The organism is Epibacterium ulvae, from assembly GCF_018678075.1.
Classification (GTDB): Bacteria; Pseudomonadota; Alphaproteobacteria; order Rhodobacterales; family Rhodobacteraceae; genus Epibacterium; species Epibacterium ulvae_A.
This window is the reverse complement of record NZ_JAHHIR010000074.1, coordinates 19146-42944: the sequence shown is the minus strand read 5'-3', so window position 1 is coordinate 42944 and position 23799 is coordinate 19146. Positions and strand designations below refer to the sequence as shown.

Sequence of the window (23799 nt, the reverse complement as noted above, 5' to 3'; positions counted from 1 at the left end):
GTCTGCCTCGAGTGTCGCCGATTTTCAGCTGACTATTTTTTGCTCTGCCAAACGGTAACACAGTGATGGTTAATAATAAACAGCTGTGGAACTACGCAGGTGGCACCATTTTGTCCGAGGCTTTCGACATCTAGTAGGGATACGGGTGTGTCCCACTAGATGCGCGGTTCGTTAATTTTTTGAGATCCCGAAAAATTCGAGGGGTCTCCCAAATTCGTGACGTTGATTCCTCGGCATGTTCAAAATTGGTGCCAAGAAACCACAACCGGCGCCTGCATCTTATGCTTGTACGGACTGATGGTAGGGCGACAGAAAGGTGATGATCACATTATAGGGCGTGCCGGTTGGAATCAGCGGCTTTAACGCCGCGACCAAGTTCTCGCTCAGCGCGGTCATAAACACGTCGTCACGGTGCGGCTTTTCAAGGACCGCGACACGCAGCAGCACGTGGTCGTGATGGGTTGTTTGAACGGGATGCGCGCGCCCTTTGCAGGTGCCGGCGGTTTCGTCTTTGTCACGAATGGTTTCTTCAATAACTGCCAGCGCTTTGGCTGCGTCGAAATCGAGATGGGCGGAATATGACAGGTCAGCTTGGGGCATCGTATGATCTTTCTATCAAAGTCGCGCGATCAGTGCGGGCAGATCGCCCATATCGTCAACCTCAAAGTAGCGGGCGTGGTCAACCGGAGGTTCGGCATGTTCGTGATCCCACACCAACCCATGGGGCACATATGTCGCCCAGCCTCCGGCCTCCAGGACCGGCAAAATGTCGGACCGCATCGAGTTTCCGACCATCATCGTTTGATCCGGTTCATGCCCATGTCTGCGAAAAATATCCGCGTAAACCTCGGCCGTTTTGTCTGACACAATCTCAACCGCGTCGAAGTAATCGCCCAATCCGGACTGGGCGAGCTTGCGTTCTTGGTCCAATAGGTCGCCTTTGGTGATCAAAACAAGGTGATAATCCGCGGTCAAAGCCGTGACCGCAGCACGGGCATGTGGCAGCAATTCGATCGGATAGCTCAACATCATCTGTCCCGCTTCGAGCAGATCTTTGATGACCGAGGCCGGAACGCGCGCGTCGGTGACTTCGATCGCGGTTTCGATCATTGACAGCGTAAACCCCTTCACACCATAGCCATAACGCCCTAGATTTCTGGTTTCGGCGTCCATCAACAGACGATCCAGCTGCTCGGGCCCGATGTCGCGCGGCGTGTGGTCCATTAAAAGTTCCGCAAAACGTTCCTGGGTAACCCGAAAGAAACGTTCGTTGTGCCAAAGAGTGTCGTCAGCATCAAATGCGATCGTTGTGAGTGTCTTTGACATTCTAATTCCCTTCGGTGTCTTTTCCTGCCGTTAATAAAGGCTATATAAGCGCCCTAAGAAATTCCATGCTGGATCGAGACGGCCTGCACATGAGCTTTGAACACATACTGATGACGGACGAGTCTGACGACGAAGGTGAAATGGACCTTCTGACCAAGACCAAGCCCAAGACGCAGCGCCCACCACGCTACAAGGTTCTGCTGCTGAACGATGATTACACCCCCATGGAATTTGTGGTCATGGTGTTGGAACGTTTCTTTGGCATGACCCATGCCCAAGCGTTCGAAATCATGCTGGTGGTTCACAAAAAAGGCCTCGCCGTGGTTGGTGTGTTCAGCCATGAAATCGCCGAGACCAGGGTGGCGCAGGTGATGGATTTCGCCCGTCGTCATCAGCATCCGCTGCAATGCACCATGGAAAAAGAAGAGTAATCAAAGGGAAAGGGGCGCGTTGATGTCCGTTCGCCTGTCGCTGGCTCTGGAGGCAGGTGGTTTCGCCGTGCCTGCATCCGGTTCAGTTTTTGTGTTTCACCCAAGCGTCGATGCGGATCTGTCCGCGTTGCCCAAGGACCAGGTGAAAATCGTCCAACCCCAGCGCCCGGCGTATGAGCATTTCACCAGCTTGGGTTATGACTGTGTACCCGTTTGGGATGGGGAAAGTGTTGCGGTCGCCGCCGTGGTCTTTGCCACGCGCGCCAAGGCTCAGGGTCGTGATTTGATCGCCCAAGCGGTGCGCGCCACGCAAGGGCCGGTGCTGATTGATGGAGCCAAAACGGATGGAATTGATTCGCTTCTGAAAGATCTGCGCAGGCTGGCCGCGCCGTCTGCCCCGATTTCCAAAGCGCATGGCAAGGTCTTCTGGATCGATGGTGGTGCTGATTTGCCCAATTGGCGGGCAGACGCGCCAGCACTGGTCGACGGCTATTACACCGCACCCGGTGTGTTTTCGGCCGATGGCATCGATCCTGCGTCGCTTCTGCTGGCAGAGGCTTTGCCGCAAAAACTGGGGCGTCGGGTTGCCGATCTCGGGGCGGGATGGGGATTTCTGTCCAAGCAAATTCTTGCGCGACAGGACGTGGAAACCGTGCATCTCGTGGAAGCGGACCACATCGCGCTGGAGTGTGTGCGTCTGAATATCGACGACACGCGCGCGCAGTTCCATTGGGCGGATGCGACAGGCTGGCAGTCTTCTGAGCCCTGCGATGCGGTGGTAATGAACCCGCCGTTTCACACGGGACGGGCGGCGGAACCCGCGCTGGGACAGGCCTTTATTCGCACCGCAGCCAAGGCGCTCACCCCCGGTGGGCATGTCTGGATGGTGGCCAACCGTCATCTCCCCTATGAGGTGACATTGGACCAGTGTTTTGCCAAGGTGGAGGAAGTGGCTGGCGACAATCGGTTCAAAGTGCTCCATGCGCATCGGCCACGGCGCAGCAAAAGCTGAATGTTCGCTTATGTTTGCAGTGTCGCGCTTCCTGTATAAAGTCGACGAAAACCACGCACCATCTTAGAGGCACGTCATGTCCTTTTCCATTTCAGGTAAAACCGCCATTGTGACCGGCGCCGCCAGCGGCATCGGTCTGGCAATCGGCAAACAGTTTGCGGACGGAGGTGCCAACGTCATGTTTGCGGATTCAAATGAGGCCGCCTTGATTGCCGAGTTGGGCGAACCCAAGGACGAAGGCAACATCCGCTATTTTGCCGGGGATTTGCGGGAACGTCTGACAATTGCCAATCTTTTGTCGGCCACCATCGACGCCTTTGATGACATCGACATCCTGGTCAACGGCGCGCGTCAGGTGGAACAAAGCGACGCTTTGGACCCCCAGGATGAATCGCTTGATCGGTTGCTGAACCAGAACCTGTTGCCAACCCTGCGCCTGTCGCAGCAGGTGGCGCGCCGGATGATCAAACAGGGCGAGGGGCGTGATGATGACGCGCCGCGTGGATCGATCGTCAATCTGTCCTCCATTGCCGCGCGCCGCACCCATCCGGAACTGCTGGCCTTCTCGATCGCCTCAGCCGCGCTGGATCAGATGACACGGTCCCTATCAGTGTCGTTCGCGCCGCACCGCATTCGAGTCAATTCCATCGCCTTTGGATCGGTGATGAGCGCGTCGTTGCAGTCAACGCTCAAGGAAAATCGCGAGTTCCGCGACGATATTGAGGAACATACGCCGTTGGGTCGCATTGCGGCGCCCAGTGAATTGACCGAAGCTGCGCAATATCTTGCCTCGGATGCGTCGGGGTTTATGACTGGCCAAATCATGACGCTGGACGGCGGGCGCACGCTGCTGGATCCAGTTGCAGCACCGGTTCACTGATCAAGACCTGCCCAAGCCCCACAGGCAAGCGGGGCGCAGCACATAAACGGAACGACCATGTCGACGGAAATGAACACTGAAAAACAACGCGCGTCTGCTTGGTTCAAGACCTTGCGCGATGACATTGTAGCTTCGTTTGAAGCGCTGGAAGCAAGCCATTCTGAAGGCCCATTCAGCGAAAAGGAGCCCGGCGCGTTTGAGGTCAGCGAGACCACGCGTACATCGGATGACGGATCGGACGCCGGTGGCGGCTTGATGAGCGTCATGCGGGGCGGGCGCGTGTTTGAAAAGGTCGGCGTCAATATCTCAACCGTGTATGGCACCTTGGGCGAACGCGCGCAAAATGCGATGGCGGCGCGCAAGGGTATTCCGGGCATGAAGGATGATCCGCGGTTCTGGGCCTCGGGCATTTCGCTTGTGGCTCATATGCGCAACCCCCATGTGCCTGCGGTGCATATGAACACCCGCATGTTCTGGACGCCGCATGCCTGGTGGTTTGGTGGTGGCTCGGATCTGAATCCCTGTATCGAATATAACGACGACACGGCGCATTTTCATGCCCAGCAACAGGCCCATCTGGACCCGCATGACGCCGCGCTCTACCCCAAGCTAAAAGCCTGGGCGGATGAGTATTTCTTTATCCCCCATCGCGGACGGGCGCGCGGGGTTGGCGGGATCTTTATGGATGACCGCAACACCGGCGATTGGGAGGCTGATTTTGCGCTGACCCAGGATATCGGCCGCGCTTTCCTGCCGGCCTATGTGCCACTGGTGGAAAGGCGCAGAGTTCAACCATGTGATGCGGAGGATCGTGACGCCCAGCTGATCCATCGCGGGCTCTACGCTGAATACAATCTGGTTTATGACCGTGGCACCAAATTTGGGCTTGAAACCGGCCACGACGCCAATGCGGTTTTGATGAGCCTGCCGCCTTTGGCCAAATGGATTTGATCCAGCTCCTGTCGGCGAATTGATGCCTTTTTGATGTCGCTCTGATCGACCACAACGCGCACGTCGCCTAGACTTGTCCTTGGGTGCAGCAAGGCCGGGGCAGGTCACGATGCGGTTTTCGATCTTATTTCTCGCAGCTGTTGGTCTGCTGCTGTCCTGTGCGCAACCCGTTGTCAGTCCAAGCGACGTGGTGGGGACCGCGCCGACCGGGGCCGGACAGACGGCGCGGTTGGTGACCTATCCGCGATTTAGTGACAGTGACCCGGTGGAATGGGAACGCCGCAGCCCGCGCAGCTATCCGGTCCACGGCATTGATGTCTCGCGCTGGCAGGGGGATATTGATTGGCCCCGCGCGCGCCGGTCTGGTGTTTCCTTCGCTTTCCTCAAGGCGACCGAAGGCGGTGATGTGCTGGATCCGCAGTTTAAATCCCATTGGCGCACCGCCAGACGGGCCGGGGTACGACGCGGGGCCTATCACTATTTCTACTTCTGTCGCACCGCCGCTGAACAAGCGCGCTGGTTCATTCGCAACGTACCACGCGATGGCAATGCGCTGCCGCATGTGTTGGATATGGAGTGGAACCACCAGTCACGCACTTGCCGCAAACGGCCATCCGGCGCGAATGTCCGGGCCGAAGCGCGCCGGTTTTTGAACATTTTGGAGCGCCACTACGGCAAGCGGCCGGTCATCTACACTACGGTTGATTTTTACCGCGAAACGGGGATTGGCGACCTTCCGGGCACGGAATTCTGGCTCAGATCCGTCGCCGGGCACCCCAGCCAGGTCTATCCCGGCCAGCGTTGGACGTTTTGGCAGTACACTGGCACAGGACGGGTGCCGGGGATCGTCGGCGACGTGGATATCAACGCTTTTGCCGGAACGCCGACGCAGTGGTCCGCGTGGGGAAATTGATCGGCCTGCGCTTAATGCCAGTCGAAAAAGCCTTTGACCGCCCGGTTCAGCAAATCCTGCGCCATCGCGGCACCAAGCGCCGCCGCGTCTGACAGATCGCCGCTGAGCGTGGCGTCAATTGCTTCGGACCCATCCGGGCGCAGCACCTGACCACGCAACGAAAGCGTACCGCCGTCAATAACGGCCAGACCCGCAATCGGCGTCTCGCAGGATCCATCAAGGCCTGCCAGCAGCGCACGTTCCGCCGCCAGCCGTTGTGCGGTCTCTTGGTGATGGATCGCCTCCAACAGCTCCGCTGCACGTGAATCATTCTGCCGGCGCTCAATGCCAATGGCCCCTTGGGCGATGGCGGGCAGCATGTCGTCGACCTCAACCGGGGTGGCGGGGACGTTGTCCATTGCCAATCGGTTCAGGCCGGCCTGAGCAAGGAAAGTACAGCTGGCGACACCATCGGCGAGCTTCTTCAGACGGGTTTGGACATTGCCGCGGAATTCAACAACCTTCAGATCTGCTCGTTTATTGAGCAGTTGCGCCCGACGCCGCAGGGATGAGGTGCCAACCACCGCGCCTTCGGGCAGATCGGCAATCGCGGCAAACTTTGGCGACACAAAGGCATCGCGCACATCTTCACGGGGGAGAAACGCATCCAGGATCAAGCCCTGCGGCTGTTCCACCGGCATGTCCTTTGAGGAATGCACGGCGATGTCGATGTCACCTGCCAGCATGGCCTCTTCGATTTCTTTGGTGAATAGCCCTTTGTTGCCAATCTCTTTCAGTGGGCGGTCCGCATCGATCATGGCGCGATTGTCCCCGGTGGTTTTGATCACCACAACCTCAAAAGCGGCTTCTGGCAGATCAAAGGCCGCCATCAGGCGTGTCCGTGTCTCATAAGCTTGGGCAAGGGCCAAAGGCGAACCACGGGTGCCGATTTTAAGGGGCGAAGCGGGGGAGGGCAGGGTCAGTGTCATAGGCGAAATCATTAGTCGCGGCGATTTGCCATGGCAAGCGGCTGTCCTGCTCCCCTTGACAATTTGCCGCTGACAGCGGACCTCAAGGGGACGCGAAAGTGAGGAAATTCCGATGGCCGAACAAAAGAAACTGCTGCGCGCCCTTGCAGGTGAAACCCAAGCGGTGCCACCGATCTGGATGATGCGGCAAGCCGGACGCTATTTGCCAGAGTATCGGGCGACCCGCGCGCAGGCCGGCGATTTCCTGTCGTTGTGTTACAATCCAGAGCTCGCCGCCGAGGTGACGTTGCAGCCGATCAGACGCTACGGCTTTGATGCGTCGATCCTGTTTGCCGATATCCTATTGATCCCCCAGGCTCTGGGCGCGGATCTGTGGTTTGTCACCGGCGAGGGCCCACGTCTGTCGACACTGACCTCGCAAGCGGATTTCGACAAGCTGGGCGGTGTGGACGACATTCACGAGACGCTGAACCCGATCTATGAAACCGTCAAAATCCTGTCGCGCGAACTGCCGTCCGAGACCACGCTGATCGGCTTTGCCGGCGCCCCCTGGACCGTTGCGACCTATATGATCGCAGGGCGCGGTACCTCGGATCAGGGGCCGGCGCATGCCTTGATGCAAGAAGACCCCGCGGTTTTTGAAGCCGTGCTCGACCGTATTACCGCCGCGACCATTGAATATCTGTCGATGCAGATCGAAGCCGGGGCCGAGGTGGTCAAGATTTTTGACAGCTGGGCGGGATCGCTCAAAGGCGATGCTTTCCAGAAATACGCGCTGGAACCCTGTCGCCAGATCACCGCCGCGTTGAAGGTGCGCCATCCGCAGGTTCCGATCATCGGCTTCCCGCGCGAAGCGGGTGAGAAATACGTGGGCTTTGCCAAGGCGACCGGCGTGGATTGCGTCGCGCTGGACAATTCGGTGGATCCAAAATGGGCGGCGACCCATGTGCAGGTCGATGGCTGTGTTCAGGGCAACCTCGCCTCGCGCCATATGGTGACCGGTGGGCAGGAGCTGATTGATGATACCCGCCGCATCGTTGGAGCGTTTGGCAAGGGGGCACATATCTTTAACCTGGGCCATGGGATCACACCGGATGCGGATCCGGACAACGTTCAACTGATGATTGACACAGTGCGGGAAACCGCAGTTGCAGCGGAGTAAGGTGCGATGGATTACGGAAAATCGGGTGCGCCAAAGCAAGGGTCGAACAAGCCGCGCTATGGTCAATCAGAGGCCAAAGGTGCGCCCAAAGGGCTGAAAGCCAACAGCGACAAAAAGGCCGAACTCTTGAAGCGGATGCAGGCCGCAGCCGCCCGCAACGCAAGCCGCAAGATCGAGTAAACGCGCAACTGAGTGCGGTTGGCGATGTCTTTCTCGCAAGGGGGCGGTGACACTGGACCCAACGTATGAGATGTAACCTGCCATTGGTTGAAACGTTGGAACATGGGGGATCCCCCCTTGAATGCAATCCTGCACGTTTGCACAGACATCTGCGCGGCAAGGCCTGTGGTGCGCGCAGTCACAACTGGATAGGGTCACCTCGATCAACCTTTTGTGAACGGAGGCCACATGCCTGCCATCCTCTCAGTCAGAGATGTGCGCAAAGCCTATGAAAACGGCTTTGAGGCGCTCAAACGTGTGAACCTGGAAATTGAACAGGGCGAAATCCTTGCCTTTCTTGGTCCCAATGGCGCCGGGAAAACCACTCTCATTTCAACCATTTGCGGAATTACATTGCCAACCGAAGGCCAGATAACGGTTGGCGGTTTTGACACGCAGGTTGATTTTCGATCTGCGCGCAATCTCATTGGATTGGTTCCGCAAGAGATCAACCTGGAGCCATTTGAGACGGTACTGAACACCGTACGCTTTTCTCGCGGGCTGTTTGGCAAGCCGCGCAACGATGTGTTGATCGAAGAGATCCTGAAAAAACTGTCGCTCTGGGACAAACGCAAAGCGCGGATCAGCGAGCTGTCGGGCGGTATGAAGCGCCGGGTGCTGATTGCCAAAGCCTTGAGCCATGAACCAAAGGTGCTGTTTCTGGACGAACCCACCGCCGGTGTTGATGTGGAGCTGCGCAAAGACATGTGGGAGGTCGTGGCCGAATTGAAGGCCGCAGGCGTCACCATCATCCTGACGACCCATTACATCGAAGAAGCCGAGGCCATTGCAGATCGCATCGGCGTTATCCGCCGTGGCGAGATTCTGTTGGTCGAGGATAAGCAGACCTTGATGGCGCAGATGGGGCAAAAAATACTGCAGGTGCAATTGACCGCGCCGTTGAGCGAAGTACCCGCGTCACTCGCGGCCTATGATCTGAGCGTCGGCGACGACGGGCAATCGCTTGTCTACAGCTACGACACCCAAGCAGAGCGCACTGGGATCACAGCCCTGCTGAATGCGATTGCGCAGGCGGGTTTGGTCTTGGCTGATGTACAGACACGTCAAAGCAGCCTCGAAGAGATTTTTGTCGGACTGGTCCATGAAGAGGAGAAAGCGGCATGAATTGGCATGGTGTACTTGCGATCTATCGGTTTGAAATGGCCCGATTCTGGCGCACGCTTTTGCAGAGCTTTCTGTCACCGGTTCTGTCCACGTCGCTGTATTTTGTAGTTTTTGGATCGGCCATTGGCAGCCGTATCCAGGAGGTCGAAGGGATCGAGTACGGTGCCTTTATTGTGCCCGGGCTGATCATGTTGAGCGTGATGACACAAGGCATCTCAAACGCGTCATTTGGGATCTATTTCCCGAAGTTTCTCGGGACGATTTACGAGCTGCTGTCGGCTCCGGTGGACCACCGCGAGATTGTGCTTGGTTATGTGGGGGCGGCTGCGACCAAGTCGATGTTTATCGGGGTGGTGATCCTTGCAACCGCGGCCCTATTCGTGGATCTGCCAGTTGCCCATCCGAGCGCGATGATCCTGTTTATGGTGCTGACCAGTCTCAGTTTTGCGCTGATGGGGTTTATCATCGGGATCTGGGCGCGCAGTTTTGAGCAGCTGCAACTGGTACCGCTGCTGGTGGTCACGCCTTTGGTGTTCCTGGGCGGAGCGTTTTATTCAATCTCCATGCTGCCGCCGATCTGGCAAAGCGTGACGTTGTTCAATCCGGTGGTTTACCTGATTTCGGGCTTCCGCTGGTCGTTCTTTGGCGCGGCGGATGTGCCGGTGCTGTTTAGCTTGATAGCGATCGGTGGCTTTACCGTGCTGTGCCTGGCAGTGATAGCTTGGATCTTCAAATCAGGCTGGCGGATCCGGTCCTGATCTGATGTCATACCAACCAGACCGGGCGGCGGGGTCTCCCGCCCGGTTTGCACAGCCCAAGGGCTGTAAAACCCGTTGGGCAAAGCGCCGTGCTGGCGCACGGCGGGGGCGATGAGGCGCGGTCGGCACTACACCCAAAGGACACCTTTTGGAGCCAAGCGTTGCAGGAATGCCCCGCCAATTCAGACAATTTGCGAAACGGATGACCTTTGAGCCGGCAGCGGCCTTGTTTCATGGGGCAGGGCTGTCTACATCGGCCCAATGAGATTGAAGCTGCCTTTCAAGAAAAAGCCCCCATTGGTGGCTGTTGTACGTCTGTCTGGCGCCATTGGTGGCGCCGGTCGGGGCACGTTGAACGATGCGAGCCTAGCTGGCGTGTTGGAAAAAGCCTTTCGCAAAGGCAAGCCCAAGGCGGTTGCGCTGCAAATCAACTCCCCCGGTGGATCCCCAGTTCAAAGCTCACTGATTGGATCACGCATCCGGCGGCTTTCGGAAGAGCTGGGCGTGCCGGTCTATGCCTTTGTTGAGGACGTTGCGGCGTCGGGCGGGTATTGGCTGGCGGCAGCAGCGGATGAGATTTGGGCCGATGAAGCCTCGGTTGTTGGGTCTATTGGGGTGATTTCAGCCGGGTTTGGTGCGCATGTGTTCCTGGCCCGTCAAGGGATCGAACGCCGGGTGCATACGGCTGGGCAAAGTAAATCCATGCTGGACCCGTTCCGCCCACAAAAGGAAGAGGATGTCGCCCGGCTCAAGAGCCTGTTGGATGACATCCATGCGACCTTCATTGACCACGTCAAAGCGCGGCGTGGCGACAAGCTTGCGCCGGGCGCTGATCTGTTTACCGGAGAGGTTTGGCTGGCAAAACGGGCCAAGGATTTGGGACTGATCGATGGCATCGGCCATCTCAAACCCCAGATGCAGGAACGGTTCGGCAAAAAAACCCGGTTCCGTGTGCACAGCATCCGGCGCCCGCTGCTCAGCCGGTTTGGCATGCGCGTGGTTGAGGATGCGCTGACCCAGATCGAGGAGCGTGCGTCATTCGCGCGTTTTGGGCTCTGAGGTGCTGTCCAAGATTGTTGCCCTCTTCTTGGTTGTCATGGCCGGTCTCGCCATGTTCGGAAAACTGCGTCTGCCGGGCAAAGGCAAGCTGTCATCGCCGCGTTGTTCACGGTGCGGGCGTTTCAAAATAGGTAAAGGCCCCTGTGGCTGCGAAGATGGAGGACGTGGCACATGATGCCATGGCTTTACTCGGCCCTGGGGCTGATCATCCTGCTGTTGGCAGGGGATGCGCTGGTGCGCGGAGCGGTGAATTTGAGCTTGCGTGTCGGTATTCCGGCCTTGATCGTAAGCCTGACAATTGTTGCATTTGGCACCTCGGCGCCCGAGCTGTTGATTGCGATTTCGGCCATTCATGACAACGCTCCTGGCATCGCCCTGGGCAATGTGGTGGGGTCAAACACCGCTAACGTCTTGCTGGTTTTGGGACTGCCCGCCATTTTCGCGGGACTGCACACCAGCGAATGTGACACGCGCAAAAACTATCTGTTGATGATCGGCGCGTCCGTTCTGTTTATCGCGCTTGCCTTCATGGGTGAGTTTGCGATGTTCTCTGGCGTCATCCTTTTGGCGACCTTGGCTGGGATCCTGTTCTTGGCCGCACGTGACGCACATTTGCACCGCAAGAACGGCGAACCAGACGAGCTTGAAGAGCTGGAGGACGCAGACCCCAATATGCCCGCTTGGCGCATTGGGGTGTATCTTCTGCTCGGTCTCGTTGGATTGCCATTGGGTGCGGATCTCTTGGTCGACAATGCCACGGTGATCGCGCGCACCTATGGAATTAGTGAAACTGTTATCGGTCTCACTCTGGTTGCCATTGGGACATCGCTTCCCGAACTGGCGACGACCGTTATGGCTGCAGTGCGGCGTCAGGCCGACGTGGCATTGGGGAATGTGATCGGGTCGAACATGTTCAATCTTTTGGCCATCATTGGGATCACGACCTTTGTCGGTAAGATCCCAGTTGACCCCGAATTCCTGCGGTTTGACCTGTGGGTCATGCTGGCGTCGTCAATGATCCTGGTGCCGTTCGTCTTCATGAAACGCGACATTACCCGCCGCTGGGGCTTTGTTCTGAGCGGGCTTTATGTGCTCTACATGACTGCGTTGCTCTGATCGCAAAAGAAGTTTGATGAACGATGGATCGCTGGTAACCTTGTGGTCCATTTTTTATTCAAAAATGACTATATATCATGCGGATATCGGATAAAAACCAACGCGCGTACCGGCGAAAATGCCGTGTCGAGCCCGGTGAATTTGTTAAGAAAACCTTAACCCTCAGGCCAAGTGTACACATTTCACAGTTGCGTAATCAACATGTTGGAAAAAGATCAAGTTTCCCAGAGGTTTGCATATGAACTAAAGAAAATCCTTTGAAATTATGCGGTTGCGAGCTTGCTTAAAATTTAAGCAAATCTCCAAAACCTCTCTTAAATAAGGGAAATTGACGGATAGCCAGAAGATATCATCAGACTTATCCCCAGGTTTGGTGGACTTGTTTCGTCTTGCTTTCCACGACAGATCATTGCAGCGGCCGCTTGGGGATTCTAAGACTGACCCTATGAACGACGAACCAAAGACAGCCCTTTCGCAGACCGTGCAGGACGTAGCCCAGCCGACGGGCTACGGCGTCATTCAGGACTATGTGAAGACCCTGGATGGGTCTCCGGGCGTGTATCGGATGCTCGATGCAGAGAGCCGGGTTCTATATGTCGGCAAGGCGCGCAACCTCAAGGCACGGGTCAGCAACTACACCCGTCCGGGTAACAGTCCGCGGATCGAGAAGATGATCTCTCTCACTGCGTCGATGATGTTTCTGACCACCCGGACCGAGACTGAGGCGCTGTTGCTGGAACAGAACCTCATCAAGCAGCTGAAACCCAAATACAACGTGCTGTTGAGGGACGACAAAAGCTTTCCCAATATTCTGGTCGGCAAGGAACACGGGTTTCCACAAATCAAAAAGCACCGCGGTGCGCGTAAGGAGAAGGGCAGCTATTTTGGCCCCTTTGCCAGTGCGGGGGCTGTGAACCGGACCTTGAACCAGCTGCAAAAGGCTTTCTTGCTGCGCAATTGTTCGGACAGCATGTTTGAAACGCGCACGCGGCCCTGTCTGCAATACCAGATCAAACGCTGCTCGGGTCCCTGTGTGGGGCTGATTTCTGAAGAGGAGTACGGTCTCAGCGTGCGTGATGCCGAACGTTTCTTGTCAGGCCGGTCGACCAAAGTTCAGGAAGAGCTGGGTGAGCAGATGATGAAGGCGTCCGAGGAGATGGAATTTGAACGCGCTGCCGCTCTACGCGACCGGATCAAGGCGTTGACCCAGGTGCAATCCAGCCAGGGCATCAACCCACGCGGGGTGACCGAGGCGGATATCATTGGTCTTCACATCGACAAAGGGCAGGCCTGCGTGCAGGTGTTCTTTATCCGGGCCAATCAGAACTGGGGCAACCAGGACTTTTACCCTCGGATCGATGCGGACAATTCCCCGGCCGAGGTGATGGAGGCCTTTGTCGGGCAGTTCTATTCCACCAAGGAACCGCCACGACAGCTGATCCTGTCCGATGACATTGAAAACGCCGATCTGATGACCGAAGCGCTGAGCGACAAGGCAGGCCGCAAGGTCGAGATCATGGTGCCCCAGCGGGGAGAGAAGACCGAATTGGTCGCCGGAGCGGTGCGCAACGCACGTGAAAGCCTGGCCCGACGCATGTCCGAAAGCGCGACCCAGGCGAAGCTCCTGCGCGGCATAGCCGAGGCCTTTGGCATGGAGAAGCCACCCGCGCGGATCGAGGTCTACGACAACTCCCACATCCAGGGTACCAATGCTGTGGGCGGGATGATTGTGGCCGGTCCCGAAGGCTTTATGAAAAACGCCTATCGCAAGTTCAATATCAAAGGTGAGGACCTGGTGCCGGGCGATGACTTTGGCATGATGAAAGAGGTTCTGCACCGGCGGTTTTCGCGGCTGTTGAAAGAAGACCCCGATCGCGACAAGGGCATGTGGCCAGATCTGTTGTTGATCGACGGTGGTGCCGGTCAGGTGAGCGCGGTGGCCGAAATCATGGCGGAACACGGCGTGCAAGATATCCCGATGGTGGGGGTCGCCAAAGGGGTCGACCGAGACCACGGCAAGGAAGAGTTTCACCGGCTGGGTCAACGCCCCTTTGCCCTGCAGCGCAACGATCCGGTGCTGTATTTCGTGCAACGGATGCGCGATGAGGCGCACCGGTTTGCGATTGGCACCCACCGCGCCAAACGCGCCAAATCCATGGCCGCCAACCCATTGGATGATGTGGCAGGTGTCGGCTCTGCCCGCAAACGTGCGCTGTTGAAACACTTTGGCAGTGCCAAGGCGGTGACACGCGCCAATTTGTTGGATCTCAAAGCGGTGGACGGCATTTCCGAAGCCCTGGCAGAACGGATTTACGACCACTTCCACGGGGCGGATTAACGGTCAGAGTTTGGGAATGCGCCGAATTAAGCTATAGTCATCGCGTTTGTGTTTCTATTTCTGGTGATTGTTATGCCTGTTTCCCTGACAATGAAAAACGTGACCTATGATACTTATTCGGTGAGGGGTAAAAACCTCACCGATATTGCTAAAAGCATCAAAAAGTCCGGCCCCAAAGATCCCAATGACAACAAGAAAGTGGCGTTTTTGACCACAACCGTCTTGGATGCCGAAGTGACCAAGGGCAAATATGTGGCCGATGGGAAGGCCAAGATTGACAAGAAAACCGACTGGTTTGAGGTCAAGTACAAGATCAAATCGCTCAAACTGATCCTGACCCCCTCGGTGCGCTGCCCAAAACGCAGCGTCAGCGGGCTGTCACCGCGCGCAATGGTCGAATGGTTCCGGTTTTACGCATCGGCGTTGGTGCATGAGGCGAAACATGTGGATAAGGCAAAGAAGGAATCTGAAAAGATCGCCAAGGAAATCGACAAGCTGCGTGGCGTCGGATTGGGGGAGACCGAAAAGGAAGCGCAGTCCCTGGCCGAAGATGATTTAAAACGAGCGATCAACAACTATTTCTTTGTGGAACGCGAGCGGTTGAACGAAATCCACCGCAAGTTTGACCACTCCACCCATCACGGTGAACAACAAGGCGCGCTGTTGGATACGTCGATCCTTTGATCAAACCTTTGTTGCGGGAAATTGTCCGCTTTTAACTTTGTGGTTCGGCGGATAATGTGCCGCCATGAAATGGAACCTGCCCAATATCCTCACCACTCTGCGGCTGCTGGCAGCGCCCGGTGTGGCAATCATGTTTCTGTATTTTGCCCGCCCTTTGGCCGATTGGCTGGCGCTTTTGTTGTTCCTGGGGGCTGCGATCACCGATTGGTTTGACGGCTATCTGGCACGGGCCTGGAAGCAAGAGACCAAAGTCGGCGCGATGCTTGACCCAATCGCGGACAAGGCCATGGTTCTGGTCGCGATGATGGTGATTGTTGGCTATTCGGATGCCAATTGGATCCCGTGGCTGGTGCTGCCTGCAACGGTTATCCTGGTCCGCGAGGTCTTTGTCTCGGGTCTGCGCGAATACCTGGGCGATACGGCGGGGACGTTGAAAGTCACTAAACTCGCCAAGTGGAAGACAACGGTTCAGATGGTGGCGATCGCTGTTTTGTTTGGCCGCGGCATTTTTGAACATTACCTTGGCATGTCCGTCTGGGGTATGGATCAGGAGATGGTCGACCAGATCATGTCCGGTGAAGTTGAAGACACGCTCAACATTCGTCTGATGTTCGAGGGTCTGGTCTGGAGCGGACGGCTGGGCCTGTGGTTGTTGTGGTTGGCGGCTGCTTTGACCTTTGTCACCGGAGCGGACTACCTGCGCAAGGCGATGCCGCATCTGAAGGAGCCGGTTTAATGGACGTTCTTTACTTTGCCTGGGTGCGCGAACGGATTGGCCTCCCACGTGAAAAACTCGAAACATCGGCTAAGACCGTGATGGATCTGGTGGAAGAGTTGAAAGCACGGGAAGAGCGTTACGAGGCGGCTTTTGCCGATATCTCAGCCCTGCGGGTGGCCCTGGATCAGGAACTGAGCGAGTTTGACGCGCCTTTGGACGGTGTGCGCGAAGTTGCATTTTTCCCCCCGATGACCGGGGGATAGTTGATGCGGGTTGAGGTTCAGGAAGCGCCGTTCGACGTAGGGGCTGTGACGTCTGAGTTCACCACCAGCGCCAAAGGGGCAGGTGCCATTGTGACTTTCACCGGTGTGGTGCGCGAGGCAGATACGGGCGCGATGACGATGATGGAGATCGAACATTACCCCGGCATGACCCAAAAAGCGCTGGAACAGATCGCAACCCAAGCCATGGACCGCTGGTCTTTGGCGGATGCATTGGTCATTCACCGCTATGGTCGTTTGTCGCCGGGAGATCAGATCATGATGGTCGCAACCGCGTCACGCCACCGTAAAGACGCCTTTGAGGCGGCCGAATTCCTGATGGACTATCTGAAATCACGCGCTCCGTTTTGGAAGAAAGAGATCTTGGATGACGGCTCAGTGGAATGGGTCGCAGCCAAAGATGATGATGAAAACGCTCTAAAGAGATGGTAAGCCTTGCGTGAAATTGGCCAGCAGACTTTTGCGGTTTATTAATTCCAATTGATAGATGTGTTTCTAAGTTTTATGGTCCAATAAATCTCCGCCAATTTTTAGATTAATTTGTTTCATATTAGGTGGCCGTATGATGGATAAAACGACCGAACTCTTGTCAGTTGCTGCAACAAAATTGCAGGCGAACTATGTGACTGTTTCAATTCCGGATTTGTCGCCCGAGGCCCTGCCTATGTCGCTGCGTATCGGGATTTTCGCAACACAAAGCGGCGATCTGCGGTGGGTTTCCATTCCCGGAGCGGGGACGTTTTGCGCCCGTGTGATGCGCGAATCGTCGCCCCTGACTGTGTCGTGTCTGAGTGAGAGCGAACAGCAGGAAGCCTGCACATTGCTGCAAGATACCGGCCCATTTGCCTATCTGGGCGTGCCAATCCCCGCAGTGACCGGAGGCTCCATCGGTACCTTGGCCGCCCAGTACAAAGGTGAGCGGGTTTGGTCGCAGGCTAATGCCGATGACGCCGAACATACCGCGCGTCAGATCGGTTTTGAAATGTTGCCACTTGCGATGCGGGATGGGCGAAACCTAGTTTAATGCGCCTCTACGCACCCAGGGCTTAACGACCCAATTGGCTGCGCAGCTCTTCCGCCTCGCGCCGGGCATTTCGCAGTCCGTCCATCGTGGCGCGCAATTCCGCTTCGGTCTGGGTCAACTGGTTCACCAGCTCTGCCTCACGCTGTTGCAGATAGGTGATTGCCTGGTCGCGGGTTTCTTCTGCGGCATGCAGTTCCTGGCTCATCCGATCCAGATCAGCCACGTCGCTTTGTTTGACACGGGTAAACCGGTGCACCAGCCAATTTGCGAACCAGCCGAGCGTAAAGGCCACGAAGAGAATAATCGCGGTGGTGATGATAAACTCGGTCCGGTTCATTCAGAGGATCCTTCACTCTCACTGTCGGGCGGTGTGGTGTCGTCGGTCGCAACCGAAGCATCCGGTGCGATGTCGTCTTCGGTCTGATTGGCAGCCGTGTTGAGAACCTGGAAAACGATCCGCCTGTTGGTTTCGCGGCCTTCCTCGGTCTCATTGTCGCCGATGGGCTGTGTTTCACCGTAGCCACGCGCCACAAAGGTCAAGGTCGGGATACGCCGGGCGCGCAACTCGTTGAGGACGGATTGTGCACGCGATTGGCTCAACCGTTCGTTCATGATCTCACGCCCTTGGCTGTCGGTGTGGCCTTGAATTTCAAGCTGCACCGGTCCGCAATGTTCCAAGACGGTGGCGATCTGATCCAGGGTGGCGCTGCTGCCGCCCGCCACGGTGGCGGAACCGGGCTCAAACGCGATCTTGCCGCTGTCTTGCACAACGGTCAGCTGTTCCTGACATTGCTCTGGCGTCAGGGGCTGGTCTTCGGGAACCGGAGGTTCCTCATAAGTGATCGCCAGCTCATAGGTGGCGCGTTCACCCAGGCGGGTGGAGAACAGTTTGGCGACCTCGGCCGGGGCATCCGCGTCAAAGCTCACTCCACGCACTGAGATCACCTGCGGTGTGACATTGACCAATCCGCGTTCCAGATGGGACAGGGCCTCCAGCGCAGAAAGAACCTGCATGTTCCAATCCATCGGCAGCTTGTCGGCCACCCGCGCGGCCGAATGCACACGTTCCGCACCAAACCGCGCCTGGGCAAAGCTGCTGGCCAAAGTATGCTGGGTTTGATCCGCAACATAGCCGCGCAACAGAACTTGCCCCTCGGGACTTAGTGTCGCGGTAAACTCGGGCTGGGTGTCTTCTTCTTCGCTTTCCAATTCGGGCAAGATCGCGTGCAGGGCAAAGACCTGCGGCAGATCGCTTTTCAGCTTGCCGACCACACGATCAAACAACGCCTGCTCGGTGCCTTGAACGGCGGCCAGCGTGATATCTGCATTGGCCAGGGTCAAGGTGCCCGCGCCAAGTTCTGCAAGACTGGCCAAGCTTTCCTCAATCGCACGGGACCAATTGGGCGAGGGGACCCCCATGCCAATGGTGCATTGCTCGTCGGCGTCCAGCCCAACTTTGCGCGCGGCGTTCAGGATCCTCGTGCGGCCTTCTTCGCTGTCGGCGGAACAGGCATCGAAATGACCGCCGGTCTCATCCAATGTGAAACGTAGGGTAAAGGGCGTAATCACCGGGCGTGGCGCTTTCAGATCCAGCTCAAGCCGCAGCCCACCGGTTGCCATCCGGTTCAGCCGCGCTTCCAGTCGTTTCTTTTCATCGGTGCTGTTGGTGTTGGCCGTAATCGCCACCGCACCGGGTTTGACCGAAATCTTTGAGCTTGGCAGCTGTTCCAGCGCTTTCAGGGCAAAGCGCATGGCCGCAGACCAGCCTTGTGGTGCCGAATAGGTTGTTGATTCTAGAAAATCAGCAACTTGCGGCGCGCCAACCAGGTCTTCTAGCTGGTCAATCACATCCTCGCGGTTGGTGCCCGAGGGGACCAAACCGATGATCGAAATACCCGTATCATTGCGCAGGATCTCGGCCGAGAATTGCGGCGGTGCGATGCCGCGCGACGGGGTGACCTGCATCCGGTCGATGATGCGCGACCCGTCCACGATGGTGCCCACTTGCGATTTGGCCGCAAAACGGTCGGCTTCATCCGGTGCGGTGCCTTCAAGGACGACGCTCAACCCGTCAGCTGTGACTTCGGCCCAGTTAAAGCCGCCGTTGTCCAGAATTTGGCGAACCGCAGACTCGCTTCCACGCTCCATCCCAGTTGCCGCAAAACCGGCCACAATGAGGCTCAGCGCGGCGGCTGTGACAAAGGTTGCCCCGGTAATCAACACAGGAGGTAGCCGCATAAGCTGGTCAGTCCCTTAATTGTTCGCGCATGTCATAGCGGTGATGGCATCGAATTTCAATCAGGCGAACAAAGCCACGACCAAGAAGATAAGCGGAATCAAGCCGGTATCGCGGTTGAGACGAAAGAGTTTCAGCAACCGGTCACTGTTTTCGGGATCAAAGCCGCGCAATTGCCAGGTCAAATGCCAGCCCATCGCCCAAGGCGCGGTTAAAGCCAGTGCCAATTTCACGGGCGAGCCTTCGGTGCCAAGCGCGGTAAGAACGGCCAAAGCCATAAACGTGACGGTTGCCACGATGAAGCGGCGCAGCCATTTGGGGGTCTCGTTTTCAAACAGGCGGGCGGTTGATTTAACCCCGATCATCGCGTCGTCTTCTGCGTCCTGATGGGCGTAAATCGTGTCGTAAAACAGGGTCCAGGTCACGCCTGCAAGGTACAGCAACACTGGCGCCCAATGCAGGCTGCCGGTATGCGCAACCCAGGCCCAAAGCGCGCCCCAGTTCAGCGCAATGCCCAAAAACGCCTGCGGCCACCAGGTGAACCGTTTGGCAAAAGGGTAAATGGCCACCGGCAGCAAAGCCAAAACCCCCATCGCAATCGCGGCCAGATTGAAAGTGAACAAAATCGCCGCGCTCAAACCAATTTGCAGCCCCATCCAGATCACGGCCTGTTTGACGCTCACCTGACCGGACGGCAGGGGGCGTGAACGGGTACGGCTGACTTGGGCGTCGATCTTGCGGTCGGTGATATCGTTCCAGGTACAGCCCGCACCGCGCATCAACCAGGATCCCGCCGCACAGGCCACAACAATCCACAGATCATGCCAGCGGAGGCTTTGATCCACCAGAATCGCCAAGACCAAGCTCCACAGACACGGCAGCAGCAACAACCAGGTGCCAATCGGGCGATCCGCGCGGCTGAGACGCAGATAGGGGCGGCTCCATGCGGGGGCATATGTGTCCACCCAGTTCCCTTTGACCGCATCTGCGACCTGACCATCTGGTGTTGGGGCGTTGCCTTGCATATGTAAGCTCTCATGAGTGCAAAAGTCAGACTGTATGTAGAGCACCCTTTGGGGGCAGGGCAATCGGTTCCCCTGGATCGGGATCAGGCACATTACCTTTTTGGGGTGATGCGCATGGGCGTGGGCGCAAAGGTCGCACTGTTTAACGGCCGCGATGGGGAATGGACCTGCGACGTGGTCGAGGCGGGGAAACGCGCCGGGTTGTTGTCCTGCGCCAGCCAGGCCAAACCGTTGCAGATGCCGCCCGACCTGTGGTTGCTGTTTGCCCCGATCAAGAAAGCCCGAACCGATTTTATCGTAGAAAAAGCAGCAGAAATGGGTGCGGCCCGGATCTTACCTGTCCAGACCGAATTCACCAATTCCGACCGTATCCGCCAGGACCGTCTGCAGGCCCATGCGGTTGAAGCGGCCGAGCAATGCGGTGGCACATATGTGCCCGACGTGGCCGAACTGCAAAAACTGGGGCGGGTTCTGGACCACTGGCCAAGCGACCGCCAGTTGATGTTCTGTGACGAGGCTGAGGTCGGCAATGCGCTGGAACTCGCCGCCGACGCGCATCCTGATGCTCCTTGGGCCATTTTGATCGGCCCCGAGGGCGGATTTTCCGAAAACGAACGCAAACGCTTGCATGGATTGGCGCAATCGCATGTTGTGAGCCTTGGCCCCCGTATCCTACGCGCGGACACCGCGGCAGTGGCGGCAATGACCTTGTGGCAGAAAAATTTGGGAGATTGGTGACATGTGGCGCGCAGCTACAGAACAGGACCTGCAGTGGATGGATGCGTTTCTGCGTGACCATATTCAAAGCTCCATGTTTCTGCTGGGCAATCTGCGTGACTTTGGCCTGGACTCCGACGCGCCGTATGGGCTGAAACTATGGGTTTTAGAGCAAGGAGAGGGTGTCTTTGCCATCTCCAACTCAGGCTCTATCTTGATGCAGGCACCGGATGCATCGTCTGAGGTTTGGCGCGCTGCATCAGGATTGATCGCGGGTCGCGACATCTCCGGTGTTTTGGGCGACATGCCCCAGGTGCGCAGCTTTGCAAAAGCAGCGGGTTTGAACGATGCCGACATGATGCTCGACAGCGACGATCTCGGCTTTCGGTTAGAGCTTTGTGATCTGAACGTTGCGCCGCGTGCGGGGGATCGGCTGATCAGACTGGCTGACGCCGATCGGTCATTGGTCGAACACTGGCGTGGGATCTATAATCAAGAGGCCATTGGCATGGATCCCGAGACAGCCGCCACCACCGCGCGCGACGACATCGCCAAATACGTCGACAATGACAGCCACCGTGTCTTGGTCTCAAATGGCATGCCGATTGCGATGACCGGTTTTAACACGCGACTGCCTGAGGTTGTGCAAATCGGCGGTGTCTTCACCCCACCCGAACACCGCGGACACGGGCACGCCCGTCATGCGGTTGCCCTGCATTTGGCAGAGGCCAAACGCGACGGGATTGAACGCGCGGTATTGTTTGCAGCCAACGAAGCGGCGGCCAAAGCCTATCGCGCAGTTGGGTTTCAACCGGCGGGTAAATTTACCTTGATGCTGTTTCAAAACGCACAAAAAATCCGCACATTATATGTGGAAGCACGCACATGAGTTTTATTCGCCCCGAAGCCCGCGCCGCATTGTGGAAATGGAGAGAGCTTATCGCTGCCTGCGTTCTGGCACTGGTGGGTCTGCGATGGGCACTCTGGTCCTTTGGTTTTTGGCAGATCATCGGCTGGGCCCTGATTTTGATTTCCGTGATTGTCGCCGTCATTGGCGGGCAACGTTTGCGGTTTCGATTTGGCGGAGGCGGACCCGGAGTTGTAAAGGTCGATGAGGGGCAAATCGCCTATTTTGGCCCGCTCACAGGCGGTGCAGTGGCCGCATCCGAGCTAGAGAGGCTGTGTCTGGATCATACGGCGAAACCCGCACATTGGATGTTGGAACAGGCCGGACAGCCCCCTTTGGCGATCCCTGTTAATGCAGCGGGTGCGGATGTTTTATTTGACGTCTTTGCCAGTCTTCCGGGTCTTAAAACTGAACGGATGTTGGAAGAGTTGCACCGCAAAGGTCCTCACCAGGTCGTGATCTGGGAACGTGCACCCATCCGTGACACGTTGCAACGGCTCCATTGACACTTTGGTCGTTTGCGCCCACTTCTGCAAAACGAGACAGACAACGGACGGAGTTCCCCATGTCCATCCCTCAATCCGGCGGCGGACCCATCGAACGGCACGAGCAATTGGCCGAATACCTGGCTTCGGGCTGCAAACCGAGTGCGGATTGGCGCATCGGCACCGAACATGAGAAATTTGGCTATTGTAAAGATACGCTAAAGCCGCTGCCCTACGAAGGGCGCCGCTCAATCGTTTCGGTGCTGGAAGGCCTGCGCGACAGCTATGGCTGGGCTCCGATCTCCGAAGGCGGCAAGCTTATTGGTCTGGAAAAAGACGGCGCCAATGTGAGCCTTGAGCCCGGTGGCGCGGTTGAGCTGTCCGGTGCCCCGCTGGAGACCATTCACGAAACCTGTGATGAGGTAAACACCCATCTGAAGGAAGTGAAAGATATCGCCGACAAGATTGGCGTGGGTTTCATTGGTCTTGGTGCAGCACCGCTTTGGTCGCATGAAGAAATGCCGTTGATGCCCAAAGGGCGCTATCGCCTGATGAACGACTACATGGAAAAAGTCGGTACCATGGGACGCGCGATGATGCGGCGCACATGTACGGTTCAGGTGAACCTCGATTTCGGGTCCGAGGCGGATATGGTGCAAAAGCTGCGCGTCGCCTTGGCGCTGCAGCCGGTTGCCACGGCCTTGTTTGCCAATTCACCCTTCTTTGAGGGCAAGCCCAATGCCCATAAATCCTGGCGTAGCGTGATCTGGCGCCACCTGGATGATGCTCGCACCGGCATGCTGCCCTTTGTTTTCGAGGATGGTATGGGGTTTGAGCGCTACGTGGAATATGCGCTCGATGTGCCGATGTATTTCGTCTACCGCGATGGCGAATATATCAACGCGCTCGGACAGTCTTTCCGCGATTTCCTGCAAGGGAAACTGCCAGCACTGCCGGGGCAGACTCCGACATTGTCAGACTGGGCCGATCATCTGACCACGGCCTTCCCGGAAGCGCGGATCAAGAAATACATGGAGATGCGCGGCGCAGATGGAGGCCCTTGGAGCCGCCTATGTGCTTTGCCCGCGTTCTGGGTTGGTTTGATGTATGATCAGTCTGCGCTAGATGCGGCCTGGGACCTGGTCAAAGGCTGGGACGCCGAGACACGCGAAGCGCTACGTGTGGGCGCGTCGGTTGATGGGCTGCAGGCCGAGGTCGGTGACATCAAGATGCAGGCGTTGGCCGGTCAAGTGCTTGAGATCGCGACATCGGGGCTGAAAACTCGTGGTTTTGGAACCTCCGGCGGATTGGTCCCGGATGAGGCGCATTTCCTCAACACGCTGAAAGACAGTGTGGATACCGGCAAAGTGCCCGCAGATGAGCTGCTCGACTGCTACCATGGGGACTGGAACGGCGACCTGACGCGGATCTACGCGGATTACAGTTACTGATTACCGTACTCCA

The 23799-nt window shown here is 57.2% G+C and carries 27 protein-coding genes; 21 read left to right on the top strand and 6 right to left on the bottom strand.

Annotated elements, in window-relative coordinates; all coding sequences use genetic code 11:
* Window positions 1-279: 279 nt before the first annotated feature.
* Window positions 280-600 carry a hypothetical protein gene (locus KMP13_RS15920; protein ID WP_215266972.1) on the bottom strand — a complete coding sequence of 107 codons (321 nt, stop codon included), beginning with the start codon at window positions 598-600 and terminating at the stop codon, window positions 280-282.
* Between the two features lie 15 nt (window positions 601-615).
* Entirely contained in the window at window positions 616-1326 is a 711-nt protein-coding gene (locus KMP13_RS15915) for an HAD family hydrolase (RefSeq protein ID WP_215266971.1), read from the bottom strand.
* A gap of 89 nt (window positions 1327-1415) precedes the next feature.
* Here KMP13_RS15915 and clpS point away from each other — a divergent pair, with 89 nt between their 5' ends.
* The 5 genes from clpS (at window position 1416) to KMP13_RS15890 (ending at window position 5513) form a co-directional block, all read left to right on the top strand.
* Window positions 1416-1757 carry an ATP-dependent Clp protease adapter ClpS gene (gene clpS / locus KMP13_RS15910; RefSeq protein ID WP_215267024.1) on the top strand — a complete coding sequence of 114 codons (342 nt, stop codon included), beginning with the start codon at window positions 1416-1418 and terminating at the stop codon, window positions 1755-1757.
* 22 nt (window positions 1758-1779) lie between these two features.
* A complete protein-coding gene (locus tag KMP13_RS15905; RefSeq protein ID WP_215266970.1) occupies window positions 1780-2769 on the top strand; it encodes a class I SAM-dependent methyltransferase in 990 nt (329 codons plus the stop codon).
* A gap of 76 nt (window positions 2770-2845) precedes the next feature.
* Window positions 2846-3649, top strand: coding sequence for an SDR family NAD(P)-dependent oxidoreductase (locus tag KMP13_RS15900; protein ID WP_215266969.1), 804 nt, complete (start codon window positions 2846-2848; stop codon window positions 3647-3649).
* Window positions 3650-3706: 57 nt separating this feature from the next.
* Complete coding sequence (gene hemF, locus KMP13_RS15895) at window positions 3707-4600, top strand: oxygen-dependent coproporphyrinogen oxidase (RefSeq protein ID WP_215266968.1); 894 nt, start codon at window positions 3707-3709, stop codon at window positions 4598-4600.
* Window positions 4601-4709: 109 nt separating this feature from the next.
* Window positions 4710-5513, top strand: a complete 804-nt coding sequence (locus KMP13_RS15890; protein ID WP_215266967.1) for a glycoside hydrolase family 25 protein — start codon at window positions 4710-4712, stop codon at window positions 5511-5513.
* Window positions 5514-5524: 11 nt separating this feature from the next.
* On the opposite strand, the gene hemC is transcribed toward KMP13_RS15890, so the two are convergent.
* Window positions 5525-6481, bottom strand: a complete 957-nt coding sequence (gene hemC / locus KMP13_RS15885) for a hydroxymethylbilane synthase (protein ID WP_215266966.1) — start codon at window positions 6479-6481, stop codon at window positions 5525-5527.
* A gap of 112 nt (window positions 6482-6593) precedes the next feature.
* Between hemC and hemE the strand changes: the two genes are divergently transcribed.
* The 12 genes from hemE (at window position 6594) to KMP13_RS15825 (ending at window position 16965) form a co-directional block, all read left to right on the top strand.
* On the top strand, window positions 6594-7643 hold the full coding sequence (hemE, locus tag KMP13_RS15880) for a uroporphyrinogen decarboxylase (RefSeq protein ID WP_215266965.1): 1050 nt from the start codon (window positions 6594-6596) through the stop codon (window positions 7641-7643).
* Window positions 7644-7649: 6 nt separating this feature from the next.
* Entirely contained in the window at window positions 7650-7823 is a 174-nt protein-coding gene (locus KMP13_RS15875) for a hypothetical protein (RefSeq protein ID WP_215266964.1), read from the top strand.
* Between the two features lie 228 nt (window positions 7824-8051).
* The gene (locus tag KMP13_RS15870) at window positions 8052-8987 is read left to right on the top strand and encodes an ABC transporter ATP-binding protein (protein WP_215266963.1); all 936 of its coding nucleotides are present in this window, start codon (window positions 8052-8054) and stop codon (window positions 8985-8987) included.
* Complete coding sequence (locus KMP13_RS15865) at window positions 8984-9745, top strand: ABC transporter permease (RefSeq protein WP_215266962.1); 762 nt, start codon at window positions 8984-8986, stop codon at window positions 9743-9745. The genes KMP13_RS15870 and KMP13_RS15865 overlap by 4 nt, the downstream gene beginning before the upstream one ends.
* A 261-nt stretch (window positions 9746-10006) precedes the next feature.
* On the top strand, window positions 10007-10804 hold the full coding sequence (locus KMP13_RS15860; protein WP_215266961.1) for a S49 family peptidase: 798 nt from the start codon (window positions 10007-10009) through the stop codon (window positions 10802-10804).
* A 171-nt stretch (window positions 10805-10975) separates the two neighbouring features.
* The gene (locus KMP13_RS15855) at window positions 10976-11920 is read left to right on the top strand and encodes a calcium/sodium antiporter (protein WP_215266960.1); all 945 of its coding nucleotides are present in this window, start codon (window positions 10976-10978) and stop codon (window positions 11918-11920) included.
* A gap of 445 nt (window positions 11921-12365) precedes the next feature.
* Window positions 12366-14258, top strand: coding sequence for an excinuclease ABC subunit UvrC (gene uvrC, locus KMP13_RS15850; protein WP_215266959.1), 1893 nt, complete (start codon window positions 12366-12368; stop codon window positions 14256-14258).
* Between the two features lie 72 nt (window positions 14259-14330).
* Window positions 14331-14942 carry a DUF922 domain-containing protein gene (locus KMP13_RS15845; protein WP_215266958.1) on the top strand — a complete coding sequence of 204 codons (612 nt, stop codon included), beginning with the start codon at window positions 14331-14333 and terminating at the stop codon, window positions 14940-14942.
* Between the two features lie 64 nt (window positions 14943-15006).
* Complete coding sequence (gene pgsA, locus KMP13_RS15840) at window positions 15007-15678, top strand: CDP-diacylglycerol--glycerol-3-phosphate 3-phosphatidyltransferase (RefSeq protein ID WP_215266957.1); 672 nt, start codon at window positions 15007-15009, stop codon at window positions 15676-15678.
* Window positions 15678-15923, top strand: coding sequence for a molybdopterin converting factor subunit 1 (gene moaD, locus KMP13_RS15835; RefSeq protein WP_215266956.1), 246 nt, complete (start codon window positions 15678-15680; stop codon window positions 15921-15923). The genes pgsA and moaD overlap by 1 nt, the downstream gene beginning before the upstream one ends.
* Window positions 15924-15926: 3 nt before the next feature.
* Window positions 15927-16373: a molybdenum cofactor biosynthesis protein MoaE gene (locus KMP13_RS15830; RefSeq protein ID WP_215266955.1), complete on the top strand. Its 447-nt coding sequence runs from the start codon at window positions 15927-15929 to the stop codon at window positions 16371-16373.
* A gap of 130 nt (window positions 16374-16503) precedes the next feature.
* Window positions 16504-16965 (top strand): GAF domain-containing protein, encoded by a 462-nt coding sequence (locus KMP13_RS15825; RefSeq protein ID WP_215266954.1) that lies wholly within the window; start codon window positions 16504-16506, stop codon window positions 16963-16965.
* A gap of 22 nt (window positions 16966-16987) precedes the next feature.
* Here the strand turns inward: KMP13_RS15825 and KMP13_RS15820 are convergent, their stop codons facing one another.
* From KMP13_RS15820 to ubiA, 3 genes are read right to left on the bottom strand one after another with little or no spacing between them, the layout of a single operon-like run.
* A complete protein-coding gene (locus tag KMP13_RS15820; RefSeq protein WP_215266953.1) occupies window positions 16988-17302 on the bottom strand; it encodes a hypothetical protein in 315 nt (104 codons plus the stop codon).
* Window positions 17299-19203, bottom strand: a complete 1905-nt coding sequence (locus KMP13_RS15815) for an OmpA family protein (protein WP_215266952.1) — start codon at window positions 19201-19203, stop codon at window positions 17299-17301. The genes KMP13_RS15820 and KMP13_RS15815 overlap by 4 nt, the downstream gene beginning before the upstream one ends.
* Window positions 19204-19263: 60 nt before the next feature.
* Window positions 19264-20226, bottom strand: coding sequence for a 4-hydroxybenzoate octaprenyltransferase (ubiA, locus tag KMP13_RS15810; RefSeq protein ID WP_215266951.1), 963 nt, complete (start codon window positions 20224-20226; stop codon window positions 19264-19266).
* A gap of 12 nt (window positions 20227-20238) precedes the next feature.
* On the opposite strand from ubiA, the gene KMP13_RS15805 reads away from it, so the two are divergent.
* The 4 genes from KMP13_RS15805 to KMP13_RS15790 are packed head-to-tail and all read left to right on the top strand — an operon-like array spanning window position 20239 to window position 23786.
* Window positions 20239-20964 (top strand): 16S rRNA (uracil(1498)-N(3))-methyltransferase, encoded by a 726-nt coding sequence (locus KMP13_RS15805; protein ID WP_215266950.1) that lies wholly within the window; start codon window positions 20239-20241, stop codon window positions 20962-20964.
* A 1-nt stretch (window position 20965) separates the two neighbouring features.
* Window positions 20966-21832: a GNAT family N-acetyltransferase gene (locus KMP13_RS15800; RefSeq protein ID WP_215266949.1), complete on the top strand. Its 867-nt coding sequence runs from the start codon at window positions 20966-20968 to the stop codon at window positions 21830-21832.
* A complete protein-coding gene (locus KMP13_RS15795; protein ID WP_215266948.1) occupies window positions 21829-22356 on the top strand; it encodes a hypothetical protein in 528 nt (175 codons plus the stop codon). The genes KMP13_RS15800 and KMP13_RS15795 overlap by 4 nt, the downstream gene beginning before the upstream one ends.
* 59 nt (window positions 22357-22415) lie before the next feature.
* Window positions 22416-23786 (top strand): glutamate--cysteine ligase, encoded by a 1371-nt coding sequence (locus tag KMP13_RS15790; RefSeq protein WP_215266947.1) that lies wholly within the window; start codon window positions 22416-22418, stop codon window positions 23784-23786.
* The last annotated feature ends 13 nt before the right edge of the window (window positions 23787-23799 follow it).